Annotated in this window: 18 protein-coding genes and 1 pseudogene; 6 read left to right on the forward strand and 13 right to left on the reverse strand. The window is 66.7% G+C overall.

Features of this window, described 5'->3' with window-relative positions; all coding sequences use genetic code 11:
* Positions 1-249 precede the first annotated feature (249 nt).
* From BMZ38_RS07245 to BMZ38_RS07255, 3 genes are all read left to right on the forward strand, one after another.
* A complete protein-coding gene (locus BMZ38_RS07245) occupies positions 250-1,740 on the forward strand; it encodes an ATPase domain-containing protein (RefSeq protein ID WP_217638736.1) in 1,491 nt (496 codons plus the stop codon).
* Entirely contained in the window at positions 1,737-3,782 is a 2,046-nt protein-coding gene (locus BMZ38_RS07250) for a hybrid sensor histidine kinase/response regulator (protein WP_091335899.1), read from the forward strand. Before BMZ38_RS07245 ends, BMZ38_RS07250 begins: the two co-directional genes overlap by 4 nt.
* Positions 3,783-3,913: 131 nt before the next feature.
* Complete coding sequence (locus BMZ38_RS07255) at positions 3,914-4,903, forward strand: sensor histidine kinase (protein ID WP_091335901.1); 990 nt, start codon at positions 3,914-3,916, stop codon at positions 4,901-4,903.
* A 32-nt stretch (positions 4,904-4,935) separates the two neighbouring features.
* On the opposite strand, the gene scpC is transcribed toward BMZ38_RS07255, so the two are convergent.
* Together scpC and BMZ38_RS07265 are read right to left on the reverse strand one after the other, a co-directional pair.
* The gene (scpC, locus tag BMZ38_RS07260) at positions 4,936-6,477 is read right to left on the reverse strand and encodes a succinyl-CoA:acetate CoA-transferase ScpC (protein ID WP_091335903.1); all 1,542 of its coding nucleotides are present in this window, start codon (positions 6,475-6,477) and stop codon (positions 4,936-4,938) included.
* A gap of 269 nt (positions 6,478-6,746) precedes the next feature.
* Positions 6,747-7,106, reverse strand: coding sequence for a GYD domain-containing protein (locus tag BMZ38_RS07265; protein ID WP_175483720.1), 360 nt, complete (start codon positions 7,104-7,106; stop codon positions 6,747-6,749).
* A gap of 531 nt (positions 7,107-7,637) precedes the next feature.
* On the opposite strand from BMZ38_RS07265, the gene BMZ38_RS07270 reads away from it, so the two are divergent.
* On the forward strand, positions 7,638-8,246 hold the full coding sequence (locus BMZ38_RS07270) for a hypothetical protein (protein ID WP_245747223.1): 609 nt from the start codon (positions 7,638-7,640) through the stop codon (positions 8,244-8,246).
* Between the two features lie 49 nt (positions 8,247-8,295).
* On the opposite strand, the pseudogene BMZ38_RS17515 reads toward BMZ38_RS07270, so the two are convergent.
* The 10 genes and pseudogenes from BMZ38_RS17515 to BMZ38_RS07315 all read right to left on the reverse strand — a co-directional run.
* A pseudogene (locus BMZ38_RS17515) lies at positions 8,296-8,454 on the reverse strand (IS30 family transposase); the annotation flags it as partial.
* A gap of 37 nt (positions 8,455-8,491) precedes the next feature.
* Positions 8,492-10,429, reverse strand: a complete 1,938-nt coding sequence (locus tag BMZ38_RS07275) for a response regulator (protein ID WP_091335908.1) — start codon at positions 10,427-10,429, stop codon at positions 8,492-8,494.
* The gene (locus tag BMZ38_RS07280) at positions 10,419-11,291 is read right to left on the reverse strand and encodes a sensor histidine kinase (protein ID WP_245747222.1); all 873 of its coding nucleotides are present in this window, start codon (positions 11,289-11,291) and stop codon (positions 10,419-10,421) included. Before BMZ38_RS07280 ends, BMZ38_RS07275 begins: the two co-directional genes overlap by 11 nt.
* Positions 11,284-12,300 carry an ATP-binding protein gene (locus BMZ38_RS07285; protein WP_091335911.1) on the reverse strand — a complete coding sequence of 339 codons (1,017 nt, stop codon included), beginning with the start codon at positions 12,298-12,300 and terminating at the stop codon, positions 11,284-11,286. Before BMZ38_RS07285 ends, BMZ38_RS07280 begins: the two co-directional genes overlap by 8 nt.
* On the reverse strand, positions 12,291-12,695 hold the full coding sequence (locus tag BMZ38_RS07290) for an ATP-binding protein (RefSeq protein ID WP_091335913.1): 405 nt from the start codon (positions 12,693-12,695) through the stop codon (positions 12,291-12,293). Before BMZ38_RS07290 ends, BMZ38_RS07285 begins: the two co-directional genes overlap by 10 nt.
* Positions 12,692-13,054 carry an STAS domain-containing protein gene (locus BMZ38_RS07295; protein WP_091335915.1) on the reverse strand — a complete coding sequence of 121 codons (363 nt, stop codon included), beginning with the start codon at positions 13,052-13,054 and terminating at the stop codon, positions 12,692-12,694. Before BMZ38_RS07295 ends, BMZ38_RS07290 begins: the two co-directional genes overlap by 4 nt.
* A gap of 3 nt (positions 13,055-13,057) precedes the next feature.
* Entirely contained in the window at positions 13,058-13,912 is an 855-nt protein-coding gene (locus BMZ38_RS07300; protein ID WP_091335917.1) for an STAS domain-containing protein, read from the reverse strand.
* Between the two features lie 1,317 nt (positions 13,913-15,229).
* Entirely contained in the window at positions 15,230-15,505 is a 276-nt protein-coding gene (locus BMZ38_RS17520) for a hypothetical protein (RefSeq protein ID WP_139202414.1), read from the reverse strand.
* A gap of 192 nt (positions 15,506-15,697) precedes the next feature.
* Entirely contained in the window at positions 15,698-16,237 is a 540-nt protein-coding gene (locus BMZ38_RS17525) for a hypothetical protein (RefSeq protein ID WP_139202413.1), read from the reverse strand.
* A 99-nt stretch (positions 16,238-16,336) separates the two neighbouring features.
* The gene (locus BMZ38_RS07315) at positions 16,337-17,521 is read right to left on the reverse strand and encodes a DesA family fatty acid desaturase (protein ID WP_091335920.1); all 1,185 of its coding nucleotides are present in this window, start codon (positions 17,519-17,521) and stop codon (positions 16,337-16,339) included.
* Between the two features lie 232 nt (positions 17,522-17,753).
* Here BMZ38_RS07315 and BMZ38_RS07320 point away from each other — a divergent pair, with 232 nt between their 5' ends.
* Positions 17,754-18,656 carry a Na+/H+ antiporter NhaA gene (locus BMZ38_RS07320; RefSeq protein ID WP_217638735.1) on the forward strand — a complete coding sequence of 301 codons (903 nt, stop codon included), beginning with the start codon at positions 17,754-17,756 and terminating at the stop codon, positions 18,654-18,656.
* Between the two features lie 41 nt (positions 18,657-18,697).
* The gene (locus BMZ38_RS07325; protein WP_175483719.1) at positions 18,698-19,831 is read left to right on the forward strand and encodes a sensor histidine kinase; all 1,134 of its coding nucleotides are present in this window, start codon (positions 18,698-18,700) and stop codon (positions 19,829-19,831) included.
* A 154-nt stretch (positions 19,832-19,985) separates the two neighbouring features.
* Here BMZ38_RS07325 and BMZ38_RS17530 read toward each other — a convergent pair whose 3' ends face one another.
* On the reverse strand, positions 19,986-20,486 hold the full coding sequence (locus BMZ38_RS17530; protein WP_139202412.1) for a hypothetical protein: 501 nt from the start codon (positions 20,484-20,486) through the stop codon (positions 19,986-19,988).
* Positions 20,487-20,690: the final 204 nt, after the last annotated feature.

The following is a 20,690-nucleotide window of genomic DNA, read 5'->3' on the forward strand; positions in this document are numbered from 1 at the left end:
CGGAAGCATGTCCCTGGCCCGCGCGGCACGTACCTGCATGTCGTCGTGCTGCTCGGACGTTCCCAGGTCTGCAAGGTTCGGCGTACACGGCGGCGTCGGCGGCGTCATCGACAAGGGCTGGCTTCGGCGGATGCGGTCCGCGAAGGCCGCGTGAAGGCGCCCGGTGGGCGCCAGAGCGGCCTTCGCGCCGCGGCCGATTAGCCTGTGGTAGAAAAATATGTTCACGACAATTTGATCGAGGTACACGGCTTGAACGATCCCTTGACTGAGCAGGCCTCCACGGGTGTGGCCGGCCTTGACGACGTGCTCAACGGCGGCCTCACCCGAGGTCGGCTGTTCCTGCTCGAGGGCCACCCCGGCACCGGCAAGACCACCGTCGGGCTGCAGTTCCTGCTGGCCGGTCGGGAGGCGGGCGAACGTGGGCTCTACGTCACGATGTCCGAAACCGAAGACGAACTGCGGGCCACGGCGGCGTCGCACGGATGGTCGTTGGACGGCCTGGACATCTTCGAACTGGTGCCGCCGGAAAACCTCCTCGACGAAGCCCAGAAGCAAAGCCTGCTGTATTCCTCTGACTTGGAACTGGGCGAAACCACCAGCCGGATCTTCGAGGCGTTCGAGCGCGTCCGTCCGGACCGGGTGGTACTGGACAGCCTGTCCGAGATCCGCCTGCTGGCCCAGAGTTCACTTCGCTATCGCCGCCAGATCCTCACACTCAAGCATTACTTCTCGCGGTCGGACGCAACCGTACTGATGCTTGACGACATGACCAGCGAGAGCACCGACAAGACCGTCCACAGCGTGGCCCACGGTGCATTCCAGCTGGAAGAGCTCTCGCCCGACTATGGCGCCGAGCGCCGCCGCCTGCGCGTGCTCAAGTACCGCGGACGGCATTTCCGCGGCGGCTACCACGATTTCGTGATCCGCACCGGCGGCGTGCATGTGTATCCGCGGCTGGTGGCCGGCGAGCACGGCGGGCGATTCGAGCACGAGGTCCTGCCCTGTCCCACGCCGGAACTCGACGCCCTGCTCGGCGGCGGCATCGAGCGCGGCTCGAGCGTACTGGTGCTGGGGCCGGCCGGCACCGGCAAGTCGCTGCTCAGCCTGACCTTCCTCGTCGGCGCAATCCAGCGGGGAGGACGCGCGGCGATGTTCATCTTCGACGAGGAACGAGGCCTGCTGTTCCAGCGCGCGCTGGGCGTGGGCATCGACATGCAGCGCCTGGTCGACGAGGGCAGGCTGGTGGTCGAGCAGATCGATGCGGCGCAGATGACTCCGGGGGAATTCACCGCCCGCGTGCGCGAGCACGTGGAAGCAGGCGTGCGCATGGTGGTGATCGACAGCCTCAACGGCTACCAGGCTGCGATGCCGGAGGAGCAGGCGCTGGTGCTTCATATGCACGAGTTGCTGCAGTTCCTCAACCGGCGCGGCGTCACGGCGCTCCTCACCGTGGCCCAGCATGGCCTGGTGGGCGACATGAGGTCGCCGGTGGACGTCACCTATCTCGCCGACACGGTGTTGCTGCTTCGTTACTTCGAGGCGGCCGGGCGGGTGCGGCGCGCCATCTCGGTGGTGAAGAAGCGCGCCAGCGCCCACGAGGACACCATCCGCGAATACCGCCTGGGAGCGCAGGGCTTCCAGCTGGGCGAGCCGTTGACCCAGTTCCAGGGCGTGTTGCGGGGCGTGCCCACGCTCGTGGGTGCCGACCTCGAGAAGCAGCTGATACCGGACCGGTCGTGATCCCGCACCTCTCCGAACGCATCCTGGTTCTGGCGCCGCTTGGGCGAGACGCCCAGGTGGCCGCGGCGATCCTGGCCGAGGCCGGGTTGCGCTCGCTGTCATGCCCGTCGCTGGCGAAGCTGGTCGAAGGCATGGCCGCCGGCGCGGGCACGGCGCTGGTGACCGAGGAAAGCCTGCTCCAGGCCGACCTGCACCCGCTCGCCGCCTGGCTGGAGGCACAGCCGCAGTGGTCGGATTTCCCGTTCATTCTGGTCACCAGCCGTGGCGGCATCGAGCGCAATCCAGCCGCGGGGCGCCTGCTCACCGTGCTTGGCAACGTGACGTTCCTGGAGCGGCCGTTCCATCCCACCACCCTGGTCAGCCTGGCGCAGGCAGCCCTGCGCGGACGGCGCCGGCAGTACGAAGCGCGCGAGCGGCTGGCCGCTCTGCACGACAGCGAACAGCGTTTCCGGGCGGCAATCCAGGCGGTGCAGGGGGTGCTCTGGAGTACCAACGCCAAGGGCGAAATGGTAGGCGAACAGCCTGGCTGGTCCGAGCTGACGGGGCAGTCACAGGACGAATACGCCAACGGGGGCTGGATCGCGGCAGTGCACCCGTACGACGTGCAGCGGACGCTGGACACCTGGGGCGCCGCCGTCGCCGAAAAGCGCGCGTACCAGTTCGAACATCGCCTGCGCACGCGCGAAGGGCACTGGCGCATCTTCAGCGTCAGGGCGATTCCTGCCTTCGACCGCGAGGGCGCCATCCGCGAATGGGTCGGAGTACACACCGACGTGACCGAGCAGCGGGCGACCGAACAGTCGCTGCGCGTGCTCACCGCGACGCTGGAACAGCGCGTACGCGAGGAAACCGCGGCTCGCCAGGAGGCCCTGGCCAAGCTGCACGAGGCGCAGAAGCTGGAGACCATCGGCCAGCTCACCGGCGGCGTGGCGCACGACTTCAACAACCTGCTGATGCCGATCACCGGCGCGCTCGATCTGCTGCAGCGCCGCTACGCCGACGCCGACGCGCGCGCCGGCCGGTTGATCGATGGCGCGCTGCAATCGGCCGAACGCGCCAAGATCCTGGTGCAGCGGTTGCTGGGTTTCGCCCGGCGTCAAAGCCTGCAAACCCAGCCCGTGGACATGGTGTCGCTGCTGGAGGGCATGCGTGACCTGATCCGCAGTTCGGTCGGCTCGACCATCGAGCTGCATACGTCCTTCGGGGCCGACCTGCCGCAGGCGCTGGCCGATCCCAACCAGCTGGAACTGGCGTTGCTCAACCTGTGCGTCAACGCCCGCGATGCGATGCCCCGTGGCGGCACGCTCACCATCGGCGCCGACGTGGTGGTGCCCGGGCCTGGCGAGCCGGAACTGCCCATGCGCGACTACGTGCGCATCTGTGTGATCGACACCGGCACCGGCATGGACCAGGACACCCTGGTACGCGCCGTCGAGCCCTTCTTCTCGACCAAGGAAACCGGGCGCGGCACCGGCCTGGGCCTGTCGATGGTGCACGGCCTGGCCGGCCAGCTCGGCGGGCACTTCGCCATCGCCAGCACGCCGGGCGAGGGCACCCGCGTGGAGTTGTGGCTTCCGGTGGCTTCGGCCGCCACGCCGTCGGCCCGGCGCGCGGTGCATCCGGCTCGGCCCGATGACGGCGGCCGGCGGCTGGATGTGCTGCTGGTCGACGACGAGCAACTGGTGCGTGACGGCACGGCCGCGCTGCTGCGCGAACTCGGCCATGAGGTGGTCGAGGCCAGCGGCGGCGCCGAAGCGCTGGAAAAGCTGCAGGGGGGCCTGCACGTCGACGTGGTGGTGACCGACTACAAAATGCCCCGCATGGATGGCGCGGAGCTGGCTCGGCGACTGCACCGCTCGCAACCGCGGTTGCCGGTGCTGCTGATCACCGGCTACAGCGGTCAGGCCGAGGAAACCCATGGACTGTTCCGCCTGGCCAAGCCGTTCCGCCAGGCCGACATCGCCGATGCGCTGGCGGAGCTGGTGCCGGTGATGAACCCGGCCCACAAGGCCGAGACCGCCACGCGCGAGGCGCGGATTTGATGCTGCCTCGACGGACTGCCGTCCGCGCCGGCTGAAACCCAGCGGGCCAAGCCCACGGTTCGTTCACGCGCCCTAGGCAGAGGTCTACGCCCGATCACATACTTTGCATCCCAAACGTGGGTGCAGGCGGCATGGAAAACCTGATCGTCACGGTGCTCTCCCGCAAGCGGCCTCCTGCCGCCGTGGGATACATCGTGGCGGCGGGGCTGGTGCTGGCGGTACTGGCGTTCGAGTACACCTTCCGCCCGGCGCTGCACCGTTACCTGCCGTTCCTGCCCGTGGTGTTCCTGGCGGCCTTGTTCTTCGGCCGGCCCGCCGGCCTCTTCGCCACGCTGCTCAGCGCGGTGTTCGGCGACGACGTCATCAGCCTCCTGCGGGACAGCATCGCGCCGCGACCGACCGAATTGCTGCTGGTCGCGGTGTACGTCGCCGTCGGCTGCGCCACCGCGTGGCTGATCGAGGCGTTGCGCGGGGCGGTCTGCAAGCTGCTGGATGCGGAAGCGGAAACCGCACTGCTGCTGGACGAGCTGTCCCACCGGACCCGCAACGACCTGATGATGATTTCCTCGGTGCTCGGCATCCAGGCCATGCGCCAAAGCGATCCGATCGCCCGCGACGCGCTGGAGTCGGCGGTGGCTCGCGTGCGGGTGATCGCCCAGGCCCAGGAGCGCCTGCGCAAATCCGGCAAGCACGGCCAGGTGGAAGTGGGCGCCTACCTGCGCGCGCTTGGCCACGGCCTGGCCGAACTGCTGCGCGACGTGCGCCCCATCGTCGTGCGCGTCAAGACGAGCCCCATGGCCGTCGACGCCCCGGTGGCCGTATCGATCGGGCTGATCGCCAACGAACTGGTGACCAACGCCTTCAAGTACGCCTTTCCGGAAGGGCAGGGCGGCACCGTGCAGATCACCCTGGAACCGGCGGACGAGGGCATGGTCCTGAGCGTGGAAGACGACGGCGTGGGCGTGCCCCCAGCGAAACAGGACGGACTGGGTACCCGCCTGGTGCAAATGCTTGCCTCGCACCTGGGCGGAACGGTCCAGAGCATGCCCCGCGAGCGCGGGCATGGCGTTATGGTGCGGCTGCCGATCAAGCCGGTCGCGACGATCGCGCCCGATGCCTGAGGGCGGCGCAGCCGCCCTGGCGGGCGATGGCGCTAGGGCGAGGGCCGCATGCTGCCGGTATCGAGGTAACGCTGGTGCCACGACAGCGCCTCGGTCAGCAGCGACGGCGATTGCTGGCCGTAGGCGTGCGCGCGGGCGCGCTCGAAATAGTCCTCCAGCGCCGGGCGGAAGTCGGGATGCGCGCAGCGCTCGATGATCTGCCGCGCGCGCTGCTTGGGCGACAGGCCGCGCAGATCGGCCAGCCCCTGCTCGGTGACGATCACCTGCACGTCCTGCGGGATGTGGTCGACATGGCTGGCCTGCGGCACGATCGTGGAAATGCGCCCCTCCTTGGCGGTGGAGGGCGTCATGAAGATCGAGATGTAGGCGTTGCGCGCGAAGTCGCCCGAGCCACCGATGCCGTTCTGGATGCGCGAGCCCATCACGTGGGTGGAATTGACCGCGCCGTAGATGTCCGCCTCGATCAAGCCGTTCATCGCCAGGCAGCCGAGCCGGCGGATCACCTCCGGATGGTTGCTGATCTCCTGCGGGCGCAGCACGATGCGTCCGCGGTAGCGCGCCACGTCGGCATTGAAGGCCGCCGCCGTGGGCGGGCTGAGCGAGAGGCCGGTGGCCGAGATCACTGACAGCCGGTCGGCCGCGAGCAGATCGAGCATGCCGTCCTGGATCACCTCGGTGTAGGCGCTCATGCGCTCGAAGGGACTGTCGAGCAGGCCGCCGAGGACCGCGTTGGGAATGTTTCCCACGCCCGACTGGATCGGCAACAAGGCCGCCGGCAGGCGACCGAGCTTCACCTCGTGGCGCAGGAATTCCAGCAGGTGCCCGGCGATCGCACGGGCAGCCTCGTCCGGCGCCCGAAACGGCAGGTTGCGGTCGGGCGCATCGGTCTCCACCACCGCCACTACCTTGTCCGGATCGCAGCGCAGGAAGGGCTCGCCGATGCGGTCGCCGGGCCGCAGGATCGGGATCGGCACGCGGTGGGGCGGCAGCGCGGTGCCGTAGTAGATGTCGTGCATGCCGTCCAGGTGCGCGCTCTGCCAGCGGTTGACCTCCACGATCACCTGGCGCGCCTGGTCGATCCAGGTCTTGTTGTTGCCGACGGAGGAGGAGGGGATCAGCGCACCGTCGGGCGTGATCCCGCTGACCTCGATCACGGCCGTGTCCAGGGGGCCCAGAAACCCCTGCCAGGCCATCGGCGCGACCTGGCTCAGGTGCAGGTCGAAGTACTCCATCTGGCCGGCGTTGATCTGCTCGCGCACCAGCGGATCGGAGTTGTACGGCAACCGGAACTCGATGCCCGCGGCCCGCGCCAGCGCACCATCCAGCTCCGGCCCGGTCGATGCCCCGGTCCACACCCGCACCCGGAACGGCCGCCCGGCCGCATGCTCGGCCTCGATCCGCGCCGCCAGCGCCGTCGGCACCGCCTTCGGGTAGCCCGAGCCGGTAAAGCCGCTCATGCCCACCGTGCTGCCCGGCGCGATAAAGCGTGCCGCCTCGTCCGCGCCCGTCACCTTGGCGCGCAGGCGTGCGCTCTGGATCCGCTGGCCGTCGTCCACTGAGGCGCCCTCGTGCATCGACTGAAGACGCAAGGTACGCCCCCGTGTGCAGCGGGGGCGTGGGCAGATCTCCGCAGGCCTCCCGCCGGCACAGACCGGGCCAGCGGGAACTGCTCCCCCGATTGCCCGCTACTGCCGCCGCCGGCGTCCGCGCAGCCAGCGGCGGCTGCTGCACACGGGCGGGCAGGTCGGCGCAGGCGGGGCAGGGACAGGGGACCGCCCCATCGGCAGCTGAGGCCACCACGGCCCATGCAGCGGTGGCCGCGGCAGGAACCCGGGCCGCACGATCAGTGCGCCTGCTGCATCGGACGCTGCTCGGCCTGCATGGGGCCACGGAAGCCACTGGAGACGGCCGCGGCCCGGGTGAAGGCATCCACCATCTGCGGCCCAGGAATCGCCATCACGGTCTTGAGGTCCGTCACCCCGCCAGCCGCCGCGGCGGCAATGGTGGAGATCGCCACGCCCTCGTCCGGCCCCTCGGAAATGACCAGGAAGTCGTACTCGCCGAAGGTCATGTAGTACCCCAGCAACTTGCCCCCGGTGGCCGCGAACAGCTTCTCCACCTCTTTGGAGCGGTCCTGCGGATGGCCCACCATGCTGCGGATGGCGTCCGGCGTATAGCGGCCCTGGGTGATGAAGGTAGGCATGGTCGTGGTCCTCGATGCAGTGGTGAACGGATGCTCCCATTGACGGGTCAGTAGGCGTTGATACAGATCAACAACCGTCACGGTGTAACGCATCAAGTGCCAGACCGCGGTAGATCCATGCCCACCGTCCATCGGTCGCGTGTCACTGCCGAGGCGGAGAACGCAGGCACCGGCCCGCTCGCAACGACCACCAAGCCAGCCACATGTTTACCGGGAACCTCACAAGCACCGCAGCCGTGCGCGAGACTCGCATGAGCTGGAGCCGGTGGCACGAAGGCCAGCGACCACCCGGCACGTGAAAGCCCGCACTGCGGCGCTTTCTTGTCCCACCCGCTTTCATCTGCAAGAAAAATGAAAGCTCGCTTTCCATCGGCCTGTAGCTTTGAAAGACAATTGTTCGTCGCTTTCAAAGCTGCCGGCCCTGCGAGCAGTACCGAAGCGTGACCGGCGAACCCATCAGCGGGAGAACGGAGGTTGCCGATGAACTCGTAAGCGCTATCCTGCCCGCAACTTTCGGGGGAAAGGATGACCATGCAGCGCTGGCTTATCGCCGCCGCTGTCGCCTGCGCAACTCTCACCGGTTGCACCGAGGCGCCAGAGGAAGGCACCGCAAACACCGCACGTCGGCAGAAACAGGCGGGCCACCCCGTCGATCCACTGGCGACTTCCGGCCATCTGGCCGCCATCGATGCTGCCGCGCTCACGGGCGACCAGCGCGCCATCCAAGCCCACACGCAGGCGATGCAGAAGGACATGCTCCGGGCCATGCGTTTGCCGGACGCCTCGCGTCCCATCGACCACGAAGCCGCCCGCGCCGCTGTCCGTCCGTTACCGGGCGTGCGCTCCAGCATCTGGATCGACCGGAACAACCTTCTCGTGATGGTGGCCGGTAGCCGCTATCGCAGCACGGGAACCATCGACCGCGTTTGCCTCGCGCTTGAACTCCTGGGAGACACCCTCGCCGTCGTCGTCAACCTGCAGGACGTATCCGCCACCACCACCGAAGGCGCCGACACTCTCTCGCGCAACTGCCAGCTTGCTGAAGGTGAGCGAGCATTGCTGCAACCCAAGCGGCAGGCGGATGTGCTTGATCCTGGGCTGAGGCGGGTGCTTCGGGCGCAGCAGGCGGCTAGTAAGTGAACCCGACGCCGTTCGCTACTGACTTGGTGGTCCACTTTCGGCGGCGGTTTCAACCGGTCGATGCAACAGCTTGTCGATATCGCTCGATCGGTGTCTCAAAGCCCAGCGTCTTGCGTGGTCGTTCGTTGAGTTGCCTGGCTACTTCGTCCAACTTGGACTGGGGATGGCCTGACAGGTCGATGCCTTTCGGGAAGTACTGACGAAGCAAGCAGCGCAGAGCCGTTCGCCGGATCGGGGGCGGCGCCTCAGGCGTCCAGCGAGGCGCGAACCTTGCCCAGCAGTTGCTCGATCTCGAAGGGCTTGACGATCATGTCCATGCCCGGCCCCAGGAAGACCTCGCGCGCCAGCGCATTCTCCGCGTAGCCGGTGATGAACAGGATTGGCAGCCGAGGGCGCCAGCCACGCGCCATGTCCGCCAGGCGGCGACCGTTCATGCCCGGTAGCCCGACGTCGGTCACCAGCAGGTCGATCGACGCGTCGCTGCGTAGGATGCGCTGGGCCTCGTCGACGTCTGCCGTGTGCGTGCAGCGATAGCCGGCCTCGGTCAGCAGGTCGACCAGCAGCATCCGCACGGTCGGCATGTCGTCGACCAGCAACACCCATTCGCCGCGGCCGCGCTCGGCGAGTTCGGGCAATACCTTCGCGGGTCGCGCCTCGGCCTGTTCCGCAGGCAGCAGCAGCGTGACCTCCGTGCCCTCGCCCTCGGTACTCGTGATGCGCACGTCGCCACCGGACTGGCGGGTGAAGCCATAGATCATGGACAGCCCCAGGCCGGTGCCCTTGCCGGCCTGCTTGGTGGTGAAGAACGGCTCGAACACCCGCTCCACCACGTGTTGGGGAATGCCGCAGCCGTTGTCCCGCACGTGCAGCGCGATGTAGTCGCCGTCCACGAGCTCGCCCTGGTCTTGCATGCGCACGCGCTCGGTACTCACGCAGATGACGCCGCCTTGCTCGAGCGCATCGCGCGCATTGATCACCAGGTTGAGCACGGCGTTCTCCAGCTGGCTGACGTCCACGCGGGCGGTCGTCGCGCCTTCGGCCAACTGGAACTGGATCGTGATGCGCTCGCCGAGCGTCCGCGCGAGCATGTCCTTGAGCGAGCGCACCTGTTCATTTACGTCCACCGGTTGGGCATCGAGCGGCTGCTGGCGGGCAAACGCAAGCAGTCGATGGGTCAGCGAGGCGGCACGGCGCGCGGACTCCAGCGCGATGTCGGTGTAGCGCTGCACGTCGGTGCGGCCCTCCTCCACGCGGCGGTTGATCAACTCGATACCGGTGATGATGCCGGTCAGCAGATTGTTGAAGTCGTGGGCAATGCCGCCGGTGAGGCGGCCGAGCGCGTCCATCTTCTGCGCTTGACGCAACTGCGCGCCGGTGCGGGCGTGTTCCGCCATCTCCCGGGCGAGCCGCGCGTTGGCGTGGCTCAGCGCCTCCTGCTGGCGGCGCTCGCGCTCGCGCTGTTCGGTTACGTCCTCGACCAGGACCACGCCGAGGTCGGGCGCCCGCCACGGCACGACGCGCCACGCCAGCTCGCGCACACCCAGGCTGGTCTGCATCGCCAACGTCCCCTGCGCGCGCTCTCCCTGGGCGAGACTGGCGCGCAGCGCCTGCCATTCGCCGGACTGGCGCTGCGGGCTTTCGTCGCTCCGCAGCAATGAGTCGGCCGCGTCGGGTAGCAGCATTGCGAACGCCGCATTGCTCTCGTGCACGCGCAATCGGGCATCGACGACGGCGACCGGCGCGGCCACCGCGCCGAAGATCTCGCGGAAGCGTGCCTCGCTTTCGCGCAGGGCCTGCTCTGCGTCACGCACGCGCAGCAGCGTGCGGACCGTGGCGGCCAGCACGTCCGGGTCGACCGGATGGATCAGGTAGGCATCCGCGCCGGCGTTGAGGCCGGTGATCAGGTCACCGGTGGCGATCGATGCCGCCGACACGTGCACCACTGGCAGCAGGGCCGTCCGGGGCGTCTCGCGCAGCTGCCGGACCACGTCGAATCCGCTGATGTCGGGCAGGTTCACGTCCAGGATGAGCGCATCGACAACCTGCTCGCGAAGCAGCGCCAGGCCCTCGGCACCCGTGCCCGCTTCCAGCACGCGGTGGCCCCGGTGCTCGAGCACGCGCTTTATGGCGTAGCGGGTGGCGACGTTGTCGTCGACGATCAGCAGGCGGGTCTCATGCGCCATCGGCGAGTTCCTCGGGAAGGATGGCCGGAATCACCACGTAGAAGGTCGATCCCTGACCGGGGCTGCTTTCCAGCCCGACGCGTCCGCCGAGCAGGTGACTGAAACGCTTGCACAGGGACAGACCCAGTCCGGTTCCGCGCAGGCGCTGCTGAAGGGGCGAGTCGACCTGCGCGAAATCCTCGAACAGGGTGGAATGCAGCGTCTTGGGAATGCCGATGCCGGTGTCCCTGACCGAGAATCTCACCTCGGTCGCGTTCTCCACGCGGGCCGAGACACGGACCTCGCCCTGGGTGGTGAACTTCAGCGCGTTGGCGATGAAGTTGCGCAGGATCTGCGCCAGCTTCTTGTCGTCGGTGTACAGCTTGGGGATGTCCCTGGGCTCCTCGAATACCAGGTCCACGGTCGAGGAAATCGCGATCGGCCGGAACATCCCCCGCAGCGCAGCGAACAGATCGACCATGTGGAACCATGCCGGCGCGATCGTGATGCGACCAGCCTCGATCTTGGCCAGGTCCAGCAAGTCGTCGACCATCGCGCTGAGCTCGCTCGCGGCTACCTGCACGAACTGCACCTGCTTGTGCTGCTCGCCGTTCAGCGGCCCGTCGAGCTCGTCGGTGAGCAGGCGAGCGACACTCAGGATGGAGCCCAGCGGCGTGCGGAATTCATGGCTCATGTAGGACAGGAACCGGCTCTTCAGGTCGGATGCCTGGCGCAGTTCCTCGGCCTGGCTGTCGAGCTCCGCATAGAGCGCGAGCACGCCCTGGTTGGTCTCTTCTAGCTCGGCGCGCAGGGAGTCGGCCTCCGCACGCAGCCGTTCCAGTTCCTGGGCCGGGCTGGTGTCTTGCTGGCGTTGCTCACTCACGCGGAGTCTCCATGGAGGCCACCAGGACGGTCGTATCGTCACGCCCGCGGCAGTAGTCACGATTGAGCACGGCCGCGACCACCCCGGGGTGGCGCCGCCACAGCCCGGCATAGTCGCCCAGCCGCCACCGCGCCTGCAGGCCGTCGGAGTGCATGATCAGCAACTGGCCGGACGAGGCCGGGTAGCTGAACACGGTCGGCTTGCGGAACTGGCCGCCCACGATGCCCGGGTGCGACGCCAGTCCGCGCGATTGCTCCGCGCCGACCAGGCTGCCGGCAATGTTGCCGATGCCGAGGAAACGCAGCGTACCCGCTCCGTCGTACTGGCAGATGGCGAACGCACCGCCGCGCGTGCTCGCCATGCCCGCATGCGCCCGGGCCAGGATCGTTTCGGGTGCGTCGAACGGCTCCCGGACGAACGCGGCGGCACCAGCCTTGGCCGCCTCTGCCGCGGCCACGCCGTGACCGAGGCCGTCGATCACTAGCGCGCTCAGGCGAGCGCCGTCGATCGCCAGCCGCCAGGTATCGCCGCTGGCGGGCTCGCCGTGCAGCGCATGATGGCTGATGCCGAAGCGAAGATCCTGCCGCCGGGTGTGCTGGCGCGGAAAGAGGCGGGCCAACACGACCGCACCGCGTGCATCGGCGTGGGCATCGAACACCTGCGCCTGGCGCACGAGCGCGCCCAGTCCGATGCCCTGGCTGCCGCGGCTGGAGTAGCCATCGACCAAGCAGGCAGCAACGTCGAAGCCCGGACCGCGGTCCACCGCGACTATTTCCAGCCCCGGCCCGTCGCGACCAGGCACGACCTGCAGATGCAGCTCGCCGCGCATCGCGTGCTTGAGCACGTTGCTGGAAAGTTCGGTGGCGACCAGCGCCGCCCGACCGGCATCGGTTTCGTCGAAGCCGATGCGCTGCGCTGTCTGCAGTGTGGTGCGCCGGGCGTGTCCGACCTGGCTGGCGTCGTCCAGCGGCAGTACCAGGGTCGGGCTGCCCGTCCCTGCTACGTCCATCGCGTGATGCTGACGCGGGTGCCCTTGCCCGGCGCGCTGTCCAGCTCGAACTCGCTCACCAGCCGCCTGGCGCCGGTCAGGCCGAGGCCCAGGCCGCTGCCGGAAGTCCAGCCGTCGGTCATGGCCAACGCGGTATCGGCGATGCCGGGCCCCTCGTCCCGGAAGACCAGGCGCAGCCCGGTGCGCGCGCCGTCTTCCAGCAGCTCCCAGTCCATGTCGCCGCCGCCGCCGTAGACCACGGTGTTGCGCGCCAGCTCGCTGGCGGCGGTGACCATCTTGGTCTGGTCCACCAGGCGCATGCCGCAGTCCACCGCGAGCTTGCGCACGGCCTGGCGGGCCAGCACGACGTCCTGTTCCCGGCGAACCGGCATGCTGCCGTGGGTGCGAACGTTCATTCGGAAGCCACGCGCTGGCGCAGCAGCTTCATGCCCCGCTCGACGTCGAGGGCGGTGCTGACGCCAGGGAGCGTGAGACCCAGCTCCACCAGGGTGATGGCAACCTCCGGCTGCATACCGACCACCACCGTGTGGGCATCCATGATGCGCGACTGCGCAGAAATAGTGCCGATCATCCGGCCGATGAAGGAATCGACCATGTCGAGCGCCGAGATGTCGATCAGCACCCCGCGTGCGGCGGTCTTGCTGATGCGTTCGGACAGGTCGTCCTGGAGGGCGAGCGCAAGCTGGTCATGCATGTCCACCTGGATGGTGACCAGCAGGAACTCGCCCATGCGCAGGATCGGAATGCGATCCATCGATCAGCCCTTGACCACGCTCAGGCCGTTGCGGCGCAGGGCCATGGCCAGCGCATCGGCCAGGTTGGCCTTGGTCACGATGCCCTGCAGGTCCAGCCCCAGGTGAACGATGGTCTGCGCGATCTGCGGCCGCACGCCGCTGATGATGCAGTCCGCGCCCATCAGGCGGATCGCCGTCACCGTCTTGAGCAGGTGCTGGGCGACCAGGGTATCCACCGTCGGCACGCCGGTGATGTCGATGATGGCGATTTCGGCACCGGTCTCCACGATGCGCTGGAGCAGCGACTCCATCACCACCTGCGTGCGCTGCGAATCGAGCGTGCCGATCATCGGCAACGCCAGCACGCCATCCCACAGCTTGATCACCGGGGTGGAAAGCTCCAGCAGCTCTTCCTGCTGGCGGCGGATGACGTCTTCGCGAGACTTCTGGAACGAGTTGACCGTATGCATGCCGAGCGAATCGAGGATCTCGGAGATCGCCCACAGTTGTTCGGCCAGCAGTGCCGGTTCGTCCCCCAACTCGCGCTGGAGCAGCGCGAACAGCGGCCGCTTGATGGAGAAGATGAAGTTGGCCGTCTGCAGGGAATCGAAACCCTGCAGCGCGCGTGAGCGGGACAGCGCTTCGAGGAACGCGCGGACATCGCCCCACGCGGCCGTGCCAATGCCGGTACCGCCACCCTGGGTGGCGCCGCGGATCATCAGGTCGAGGAATTCGGCCGTCTGCTGCCCGAGCTCGTCCTTGCCGATGCGATTGTCGTTCCCCACGCCGCTGCCGGACAGGTCGCGGTTCCACTCGTCCAGCAGCCACTTCTGGTTCTTGCCTAGCACGTCGAGCGTGCGCTGCCGCAATTCGGCCATGCCCCTGGTCCCTTTCGTTGTGTGCACAGAATCACACATGATCGGATAACCGCCTTGCCGTGGGAATAGCGAGGTTGTGACGACACTGTGAAACGCCTGGCGGCCGGCGTTCGGGAGGACGGATCAGCGATGCTGGTTAACCCCCGGCAAGCGAGCCACCGGCAACCGCCACGCCGACACAAATACCAAGCAGGACGTGACCGCCTCGGTCCGTTCCTCGCCGACAAGGTCCAGCGCGGTCTTGTGGAGAACAAGTCGGCATGGGTCGTTGTGCATCCAACATCCTCGATGTCACGGTTGCCGGGCACCTCCGTCGCGGCCGAAAGCACGCGCAAGAGGGATTGCAGCAGCGCCGCACCTTGGCGATTGCCGAATGGCGTTCGGTGCTGGGGTGAAGGCGACGTCGGGAGTAACGAGAAGCTCGTCGCAAAGGGGGCGAGTCCGCTTTCATCAGGCGTTATCAGAAAAAACGGTTTCGTCGCGAGTCCTAGCCACCAGTCGAAGCACGGTCGAACACTCCGTATGAGGGTTCAACCATGAAGACCATCCAACACGAAGCATCCTGGAACAAAGGCAAGCTGGTCGGGCAGAAGAGACTCCCAGGCTCCGCGAGCTTTGGTCCATACGGATGCGGCTCCAGTTGTTTGGCACCGTCCGCAATCTGGCACTGCGCAACCTGGCGATCGATTCGAAGCTTCGCGTTATGATCTCGTCAGCCTACACGTCCGTGATGTCGTTCAAGGCACGTTCGTGTCGAGCCGAGCGATCGTTCTGCAGTGGAAGACAAATCGACCGGTCCAGTTCGAAATAATGGGATAGACCAGAATTTCCCTCCTGGCGAAGATGCGTTCGAGCTCGCCGAGCAGACCGAGGCATGAACGCGACTGGCCAGTAGCGAACATGGCATGGGCCGCCTGGCGTCCGATTGACTCTCCCTAGAAACGCCGGTGCCTCACCCCCGCGTTCACCTCCGGGCGATCACCTCGAGGCAAGCATCTGGGCCGGCTCAACCGGCCCAGGTTTGGGAGATATCGTCCCTCACGACCTCGTCGATCTCCTTGGGCGGAAGGTCGTGGAGTCCGTCGACGCGGCCGTGCCGCATACCGAAGAAGACACCGTTGCGCCGATACGTGGCGGTCCACGTGATCCGATTGGGGCCGGCGTTCTGGTATATGCCGTCGTACGTATAGCCGTTGGCGGTCCTGCCGGATATATCAACCATGAGATCTGCCTGTGGTGGTGTGCTCGTGCATGTCCTTAGCCGAAACGACCAGCGGAGGCGCGGCCAACGCCATCGGTGCCTGGGCAGAGTTGTGGCTAACGTTCGCTTGATGGGGGGTCGATCGGCGTTGCGTCGTCCACGCGATCGAATCCCGTCGCTTCACGGTCAGACTGAAGCGGCTCGGATCGGGAAATCCCCTGCACGGGCAGGAGGAACGCGCTCGCGGGTTGCTCCCATCGCCGCGTGACCGATCCATGATCCGGAGGCAACCAGCCACCATATCTGCCAGTGGCAGCATCGGCGGCGACAGGGGAAAAGCTGAGCTTGTGTGGAAAGAAGTACAGCGAATTGATCTGGTTGACGGCATTCATGAGAGTGGCCTTTGAGTACGAAAACCGTTCAACATTAGCGATGGGCACCCGCAACCGGCCCATGATTTAGTCATCGCTCCGTCGACGTCCGGCACCGGGGTCACTCGCCCTCGTTTCGGTTAAGCGGCGACACCAGGGAACACCCGATTGACCGACCCAGCCCAAGGGTCAGGCACGCGTCGACGGCCACCTCTATTCGACGGTCTGGCCGAGGTGCCGCAAGAGGGCGATCTGCCGTTGGCGCGCTCTGACCTTTGCCGTTGCATCGCCATCACCAAGTCCGCCATTGCGGACGCGCTCGCGATGCTGCTGTTCTCTTCCAAGATGGCGCTGGGCATTCAGGAGGTGGGTGGCGATGAGCATGGCACGTCCTCGCCGTTCACCCCGTTGCCCTGCGAGCTGCTCATGACGGCCGTTCTTCGAGGACACGAGGTATGCACAAAACGCCCCGAAATAGGTTGGCTTGGACCTGGCTGCGACCGCAGGAGGGCTGAACTCGGGCGAGTGGCTGCCCGGCGCTCGCGTGCAGGCGCGGCGTTGATCCACCGCGAGCATCATCCGGTGACGTCGGCTTGTCCGGTGACGATCTGCACGGGCCGGCGCCGCCAGGCCCGCCTTCCGAACGAGTTTCAAAAGAAACGCGACCAGCGAGCCATGCGCGCCAGGTAAAGGGAATTGATAGCTTTGCATGATGCGGCCCTCTGGCCGCGGCGCATACAGGCGCCAGGACATTTACCATGCTCCTTGCGAGGTTACGTTTTGGTCGAGACGGGCCGCATCAGCGAGACGTCGTACGTCGCGGACAAGGCGCAAGCTGGCCCTTGTGCGCGTTTACCCTTGCTCCACCACGCGGCAGCCCTTCAATCGCGCGGCGAAATCGACCAGGACACGGATGCCGCTGGTCTCCGCGTCGGCGCACCATCGCCTCAGTTCCTCGGCAAGCGTGGACATATCCCTTCGGTTGCGCGCAGTGAGGGCGACCAGCCGGTCGCGGAAGTCACACACGTCGGACAGATAGCGTCGCGTACGCACCACGGCGGCAAGCTCGGAGCGCGTGGCAGGATCCAGCCAGCGCCCGCCGCTGGCCAAGGCCCGCCGCAGACGCCGCAGGTGTCGTCTACCAACAGGCCGCTGCGCGAGGACCGGTGCGATCACACCGGAAGCGTATTCGTGCAGGATCCGCGCATGTTGCAGCAGCAGCGCGCGCAGGGTTTCTTCGTCCGGCTCCTGGATGTGGGCACGGTAGCCGAGTCCGGACGCGACTCGCCGCACCTTCGCCAGCCCCAGGCGGCGCAACAGGCAGATGACCAGCCAGCCACCGTCGAGCTCGAAGCGCTGCTGGGCGAACCTGGCCGACGCCGGGAACGCGTGGTGGTTGTTGTGCAGCTCCTCGCCGCCGATCAGCAGGCCCCACGGCATCAGGTTGGCGGACGTATCGGGCGTTTCGAAGTTGCGGTAGCCCCACCAATGACCGAGGCCGTTGATCACGCCGGCGGCCCAGAAGGGTATCCAGGCCATCTGTAATGCCCACAGTGCCAGGCCGACCACGCCGAACAGGACGATGCTGATCGCCGCCAGGAGCGTCGGTCCCAGCCACGACCATCGTTCGTACAGGTGGCGTTCGATCCAATCCTTGGGCGTACCCATCCCGTAAGTCGCCAGGTCGGCCTCGTTGCCAGCCGCGGCCTTGTACAAGTCGACCCCGCGCCACAGGACGGTGCGAATGCCGTGGACCTGCGGGCTATGCGGGTCCTCGGCCGTCTCGCAGCGGGCGTGATGCTTGCGGTGCACGGCAACCCACTGCCGCGTCACCATACCGGTGGACAACCAGCACCAGGCGCGGAAAAGGTGCGCGACGGCGGGATGGAACTGCACGCCGCGATGTGCCTGGCTGCGGTGTAGATAGAGGGTCACCGCGACGATGGTTCCCTGCGTGGTGACAAGGAAGTACAGGGTCCAGACACCCCATGAGGCCCCCGTCAGTCCGCGTGCCGCGAAGGAAAGAAGGTCCGGCATCGTCGGTCACCCCGCAGGAAACGATCCCTATGTAGCGCGTGACAGCGAAGGCTGAAGCCAAGGGCGCGTGAAGTCCTTTTTCCTCTGGCGTCACCCTTGGGGTTCGAATATGGCGGGCGGATGCGGTTCCACCGAGACCGGCGGCTCCCATCCAGCCAGTTCAGCTACGCGCGAACCTGCTGCGGTTGGGCAGGCCCCGGCGCTCGGGTGACAGCCGATGGGAGCCACGCATGTGAACGAGAAGCACCGGCCGACGATGCCGATCCGATTGCCGAAGGAATGGATCGACTGGCTGACTCACCCGTTCTCGCGTTTCATGCGCGTGGAAGCCGGCGCCGGCGCCATGTTGCTGCTCGCCACCGTCGCCGCCCTGGTGCTGTCCAACTCGCCCGCGGCACGACATGTCGAAGCGTTCTGGGCAACGTCGATGGGCCTGCGATGGGGTGCCATCGAACTGATCCGCCCGCTCCGTGGCTGGATCGATGACGCGCTGATGACCCTGTTCTTCTTCCTCGTGGCACTGGAGCTGAAACGCGAGCTGGTGCTTGGCGAGCTGCGCAAACCTCGCGTGGCTGCCTTGTCGATCGCCGGCGCATTGGGCGGCATGCTGGTACCTGACGGTCTCTACCTGCTGCTGCAATCGGGCCGTCCCGGGGCTGCAGGCTGGGGTACCGTCATGGCCACGGACACCGCGTTCGTGAGCGGTTGCCTGGCGTTGCTCGCGAGCGCATCCCCAAGCGGCTGCGTGTCTTCATGCTCTCGCTCGCGAGCGTCGACGACATCGGCGCGGTGTAGTGGTCGCGATCGGCTACAGCCAAGCGATCGCCTGGCCACCGCTTGCGCTGGCCGCGCTTGGCCTGGTGGCGATACGCGCGCTGGCGTGGGCGGGGTTGCGCAGCCTTCCGCTCTACTTCACGGTCGGCGCGCCGTGGTCTGGATCGCCGTGGACGCCTCTGGCGTGCATGCGACGCCCCCCTATCCGACACTCGTTCCGTTCCATAGGAAAAGCACGATCGGCCGGCGTGCGTTGCGCGCTGTCGATCCGGCGCTGCTTCGCACCGCACCGCGGCGTAAGCTACCTGTTGCCCGCCCCTTCGCCAGCGTCGTTAGCGGAGGGTCAAACAGGATGGCATGAGCCGCTCGCCGTCCCGTATCCAGATACTGCGAGGGCATACCTTGAAACTGTCGACCTTCATCCAGTGCCACATCGAGGCCATCCTTGCGCAGTGGGAGACCTTCGCGCGGGACAATAGCCCCCATCCGCACCTGCTTTCCCACGAGGAACTGCGGGACCATGCGCGGGAGATGCTGATGGAAATCGCCGCCGACATGGAGACCAGGCAAACGGACCGCGAGCAACAGCGCAAGTCCGAGGGGCATGGAGCATCGGGCCATGAGGGACGCGCGGCAACTGAACACGGAAAAGGCCGGCAGTTGCATAAGTACACCCTGTTGCAGGTGAGCGCGGAGTTCCGTTCGCTAAGGGCCACCGTGCTGCGGCTGTGGGAACCCTATCTCGAAACTGCCGATGCCGACGCACTGCACGAGGTCATCCGTTTCAACGAGGGCATCGACCAGGCGTTGGCCGAATCGATCATCGGTTGGGTCAAGCACACGGGTGAAACGCGGGACCTGTTCCTGGCCGTGCTCGGCCACGACCTGCGCTCTCCGCTGGCCAGCATCGCCCTGGCCGGCGACATGCTTGCGGGACCGGCACTGCCGCCTGAACGCCTCGCCACGGTGGCATTCACCGTGACCCGTGCCAGCCGGATCATGTCGGACATGATCAACGACCTGATGGGTTTTGCCAGCACCCAGCTCGGCGGAGACATACCCCAGCATCCAGTGCCGTGCGATCTGCTGGCACCGCTCAACGACGCCATCGCCGATGCGGCCGCCACCTATCCGGGCGCCCGTTTCCAGCTGCACGCGCCCGCTACGCTGCTTGGCCGCTACGATCGGGGGCGCCTGTACCAGATGTTCCTCAACCTACTGGTCAACGCGGCGCGCCATGGCACGGAAGGCTGTCCGGTTCTCGTCGAGGCCGGCACCCGATTCAGCGACCATGTGGTGAGCGTCACCAACAAAGGCGAACCGATACCCCCGCAGGCACTGGAGTCTATCTTCCAGCCGCTGGTGCAACTGACGGAGGAAGACCACGTCACCCGTCCACCCACCAGCCTGGGCCTGGGGCTGTTCATTGCTCGCAAGATTGCCGAAGGGCACGGCGGTGGCATCCAGGTGACGTCGAACCAGTCCGACGGCACCCGGTTCGCCATCACGCTGCCGACTGAGGAATCGGATGCATGACCTGTCTACCGCGCCTTCGCCGAATGGATTGAAAAGGACGGCGAAGCGTGCTCAGGTCGAAAGGGGATGCGTGCGCCGAGGTGGACATCCTTGCTACTCGCTGTTCGGCGACATAGGCCGAGCGCATGGTGATGCCTCTGAGGCGACTTCGCGTTCAAGTCCCCGATTTGGCCCGTGCGTAACGGAGGGCGTCGCTCAGATTGTCGTAGCGGTATTCGCCGTAGCAGAACTTGGCGGAGTCGACTCGGGTTACGCCCAAGATGTCCATCTCTTCTTGTTCCGCAGCCGAGACCGATTGTCCGGCTCGTGCAGGGATGCGTTCTGCGTGCCCGTCCCGACCGCTCAATTGACTCAGCAACGTGCGGTACAAGTCGACGGCCTGATGGGCCATTGCCGCGTTGGTGGCGGAAGGAAGCGCAGAGCCACGAGCGATCAGTGCCGCCGCTAGCGTAGCCGCGGTGTGTTTGTCGGATGGATCCCCGTCGTCGTTTTTGCGGCACCATTCGTTAGCCATTTGCGTTCCACCATGGGTTTTCGATGCATCACCGATGTGTTTTTTTGTCGGCACTTCGATCTGCGGTTGCGTAACTGATTTTCGTTCGCCGGCAACGGTCGGCCTTCGTTTTCGGCAACCAATGACCACGTTACTGACCACGCCATTCGCAAGTCGGAGGGAGGGCGAGAAAGCGAGCAGCACGAAGGGGTAAATGGACGGTGCGCGGTCGCATGTGACCACTTCGTGACCCCGAAGGGGCTGCGTTTACTACAGCAGCTTGGACTGCCTGAGGCGGTCCCGCGGATTGCACCCGGCGGAGCTTGAGAGCAGGCCCAGCTGCAGTTCGGGCACAGGGCGCCGTCA

It is taken from the genome of Frateuria terrea (assembly GCF_900115705.1).
GTDB lineage: Bacteria > Pseudomonadota > Gammaproteobacteria > Xanthomonadales > Rhodanobacteraceae > Frateuria_A > Frateuria_A terrea.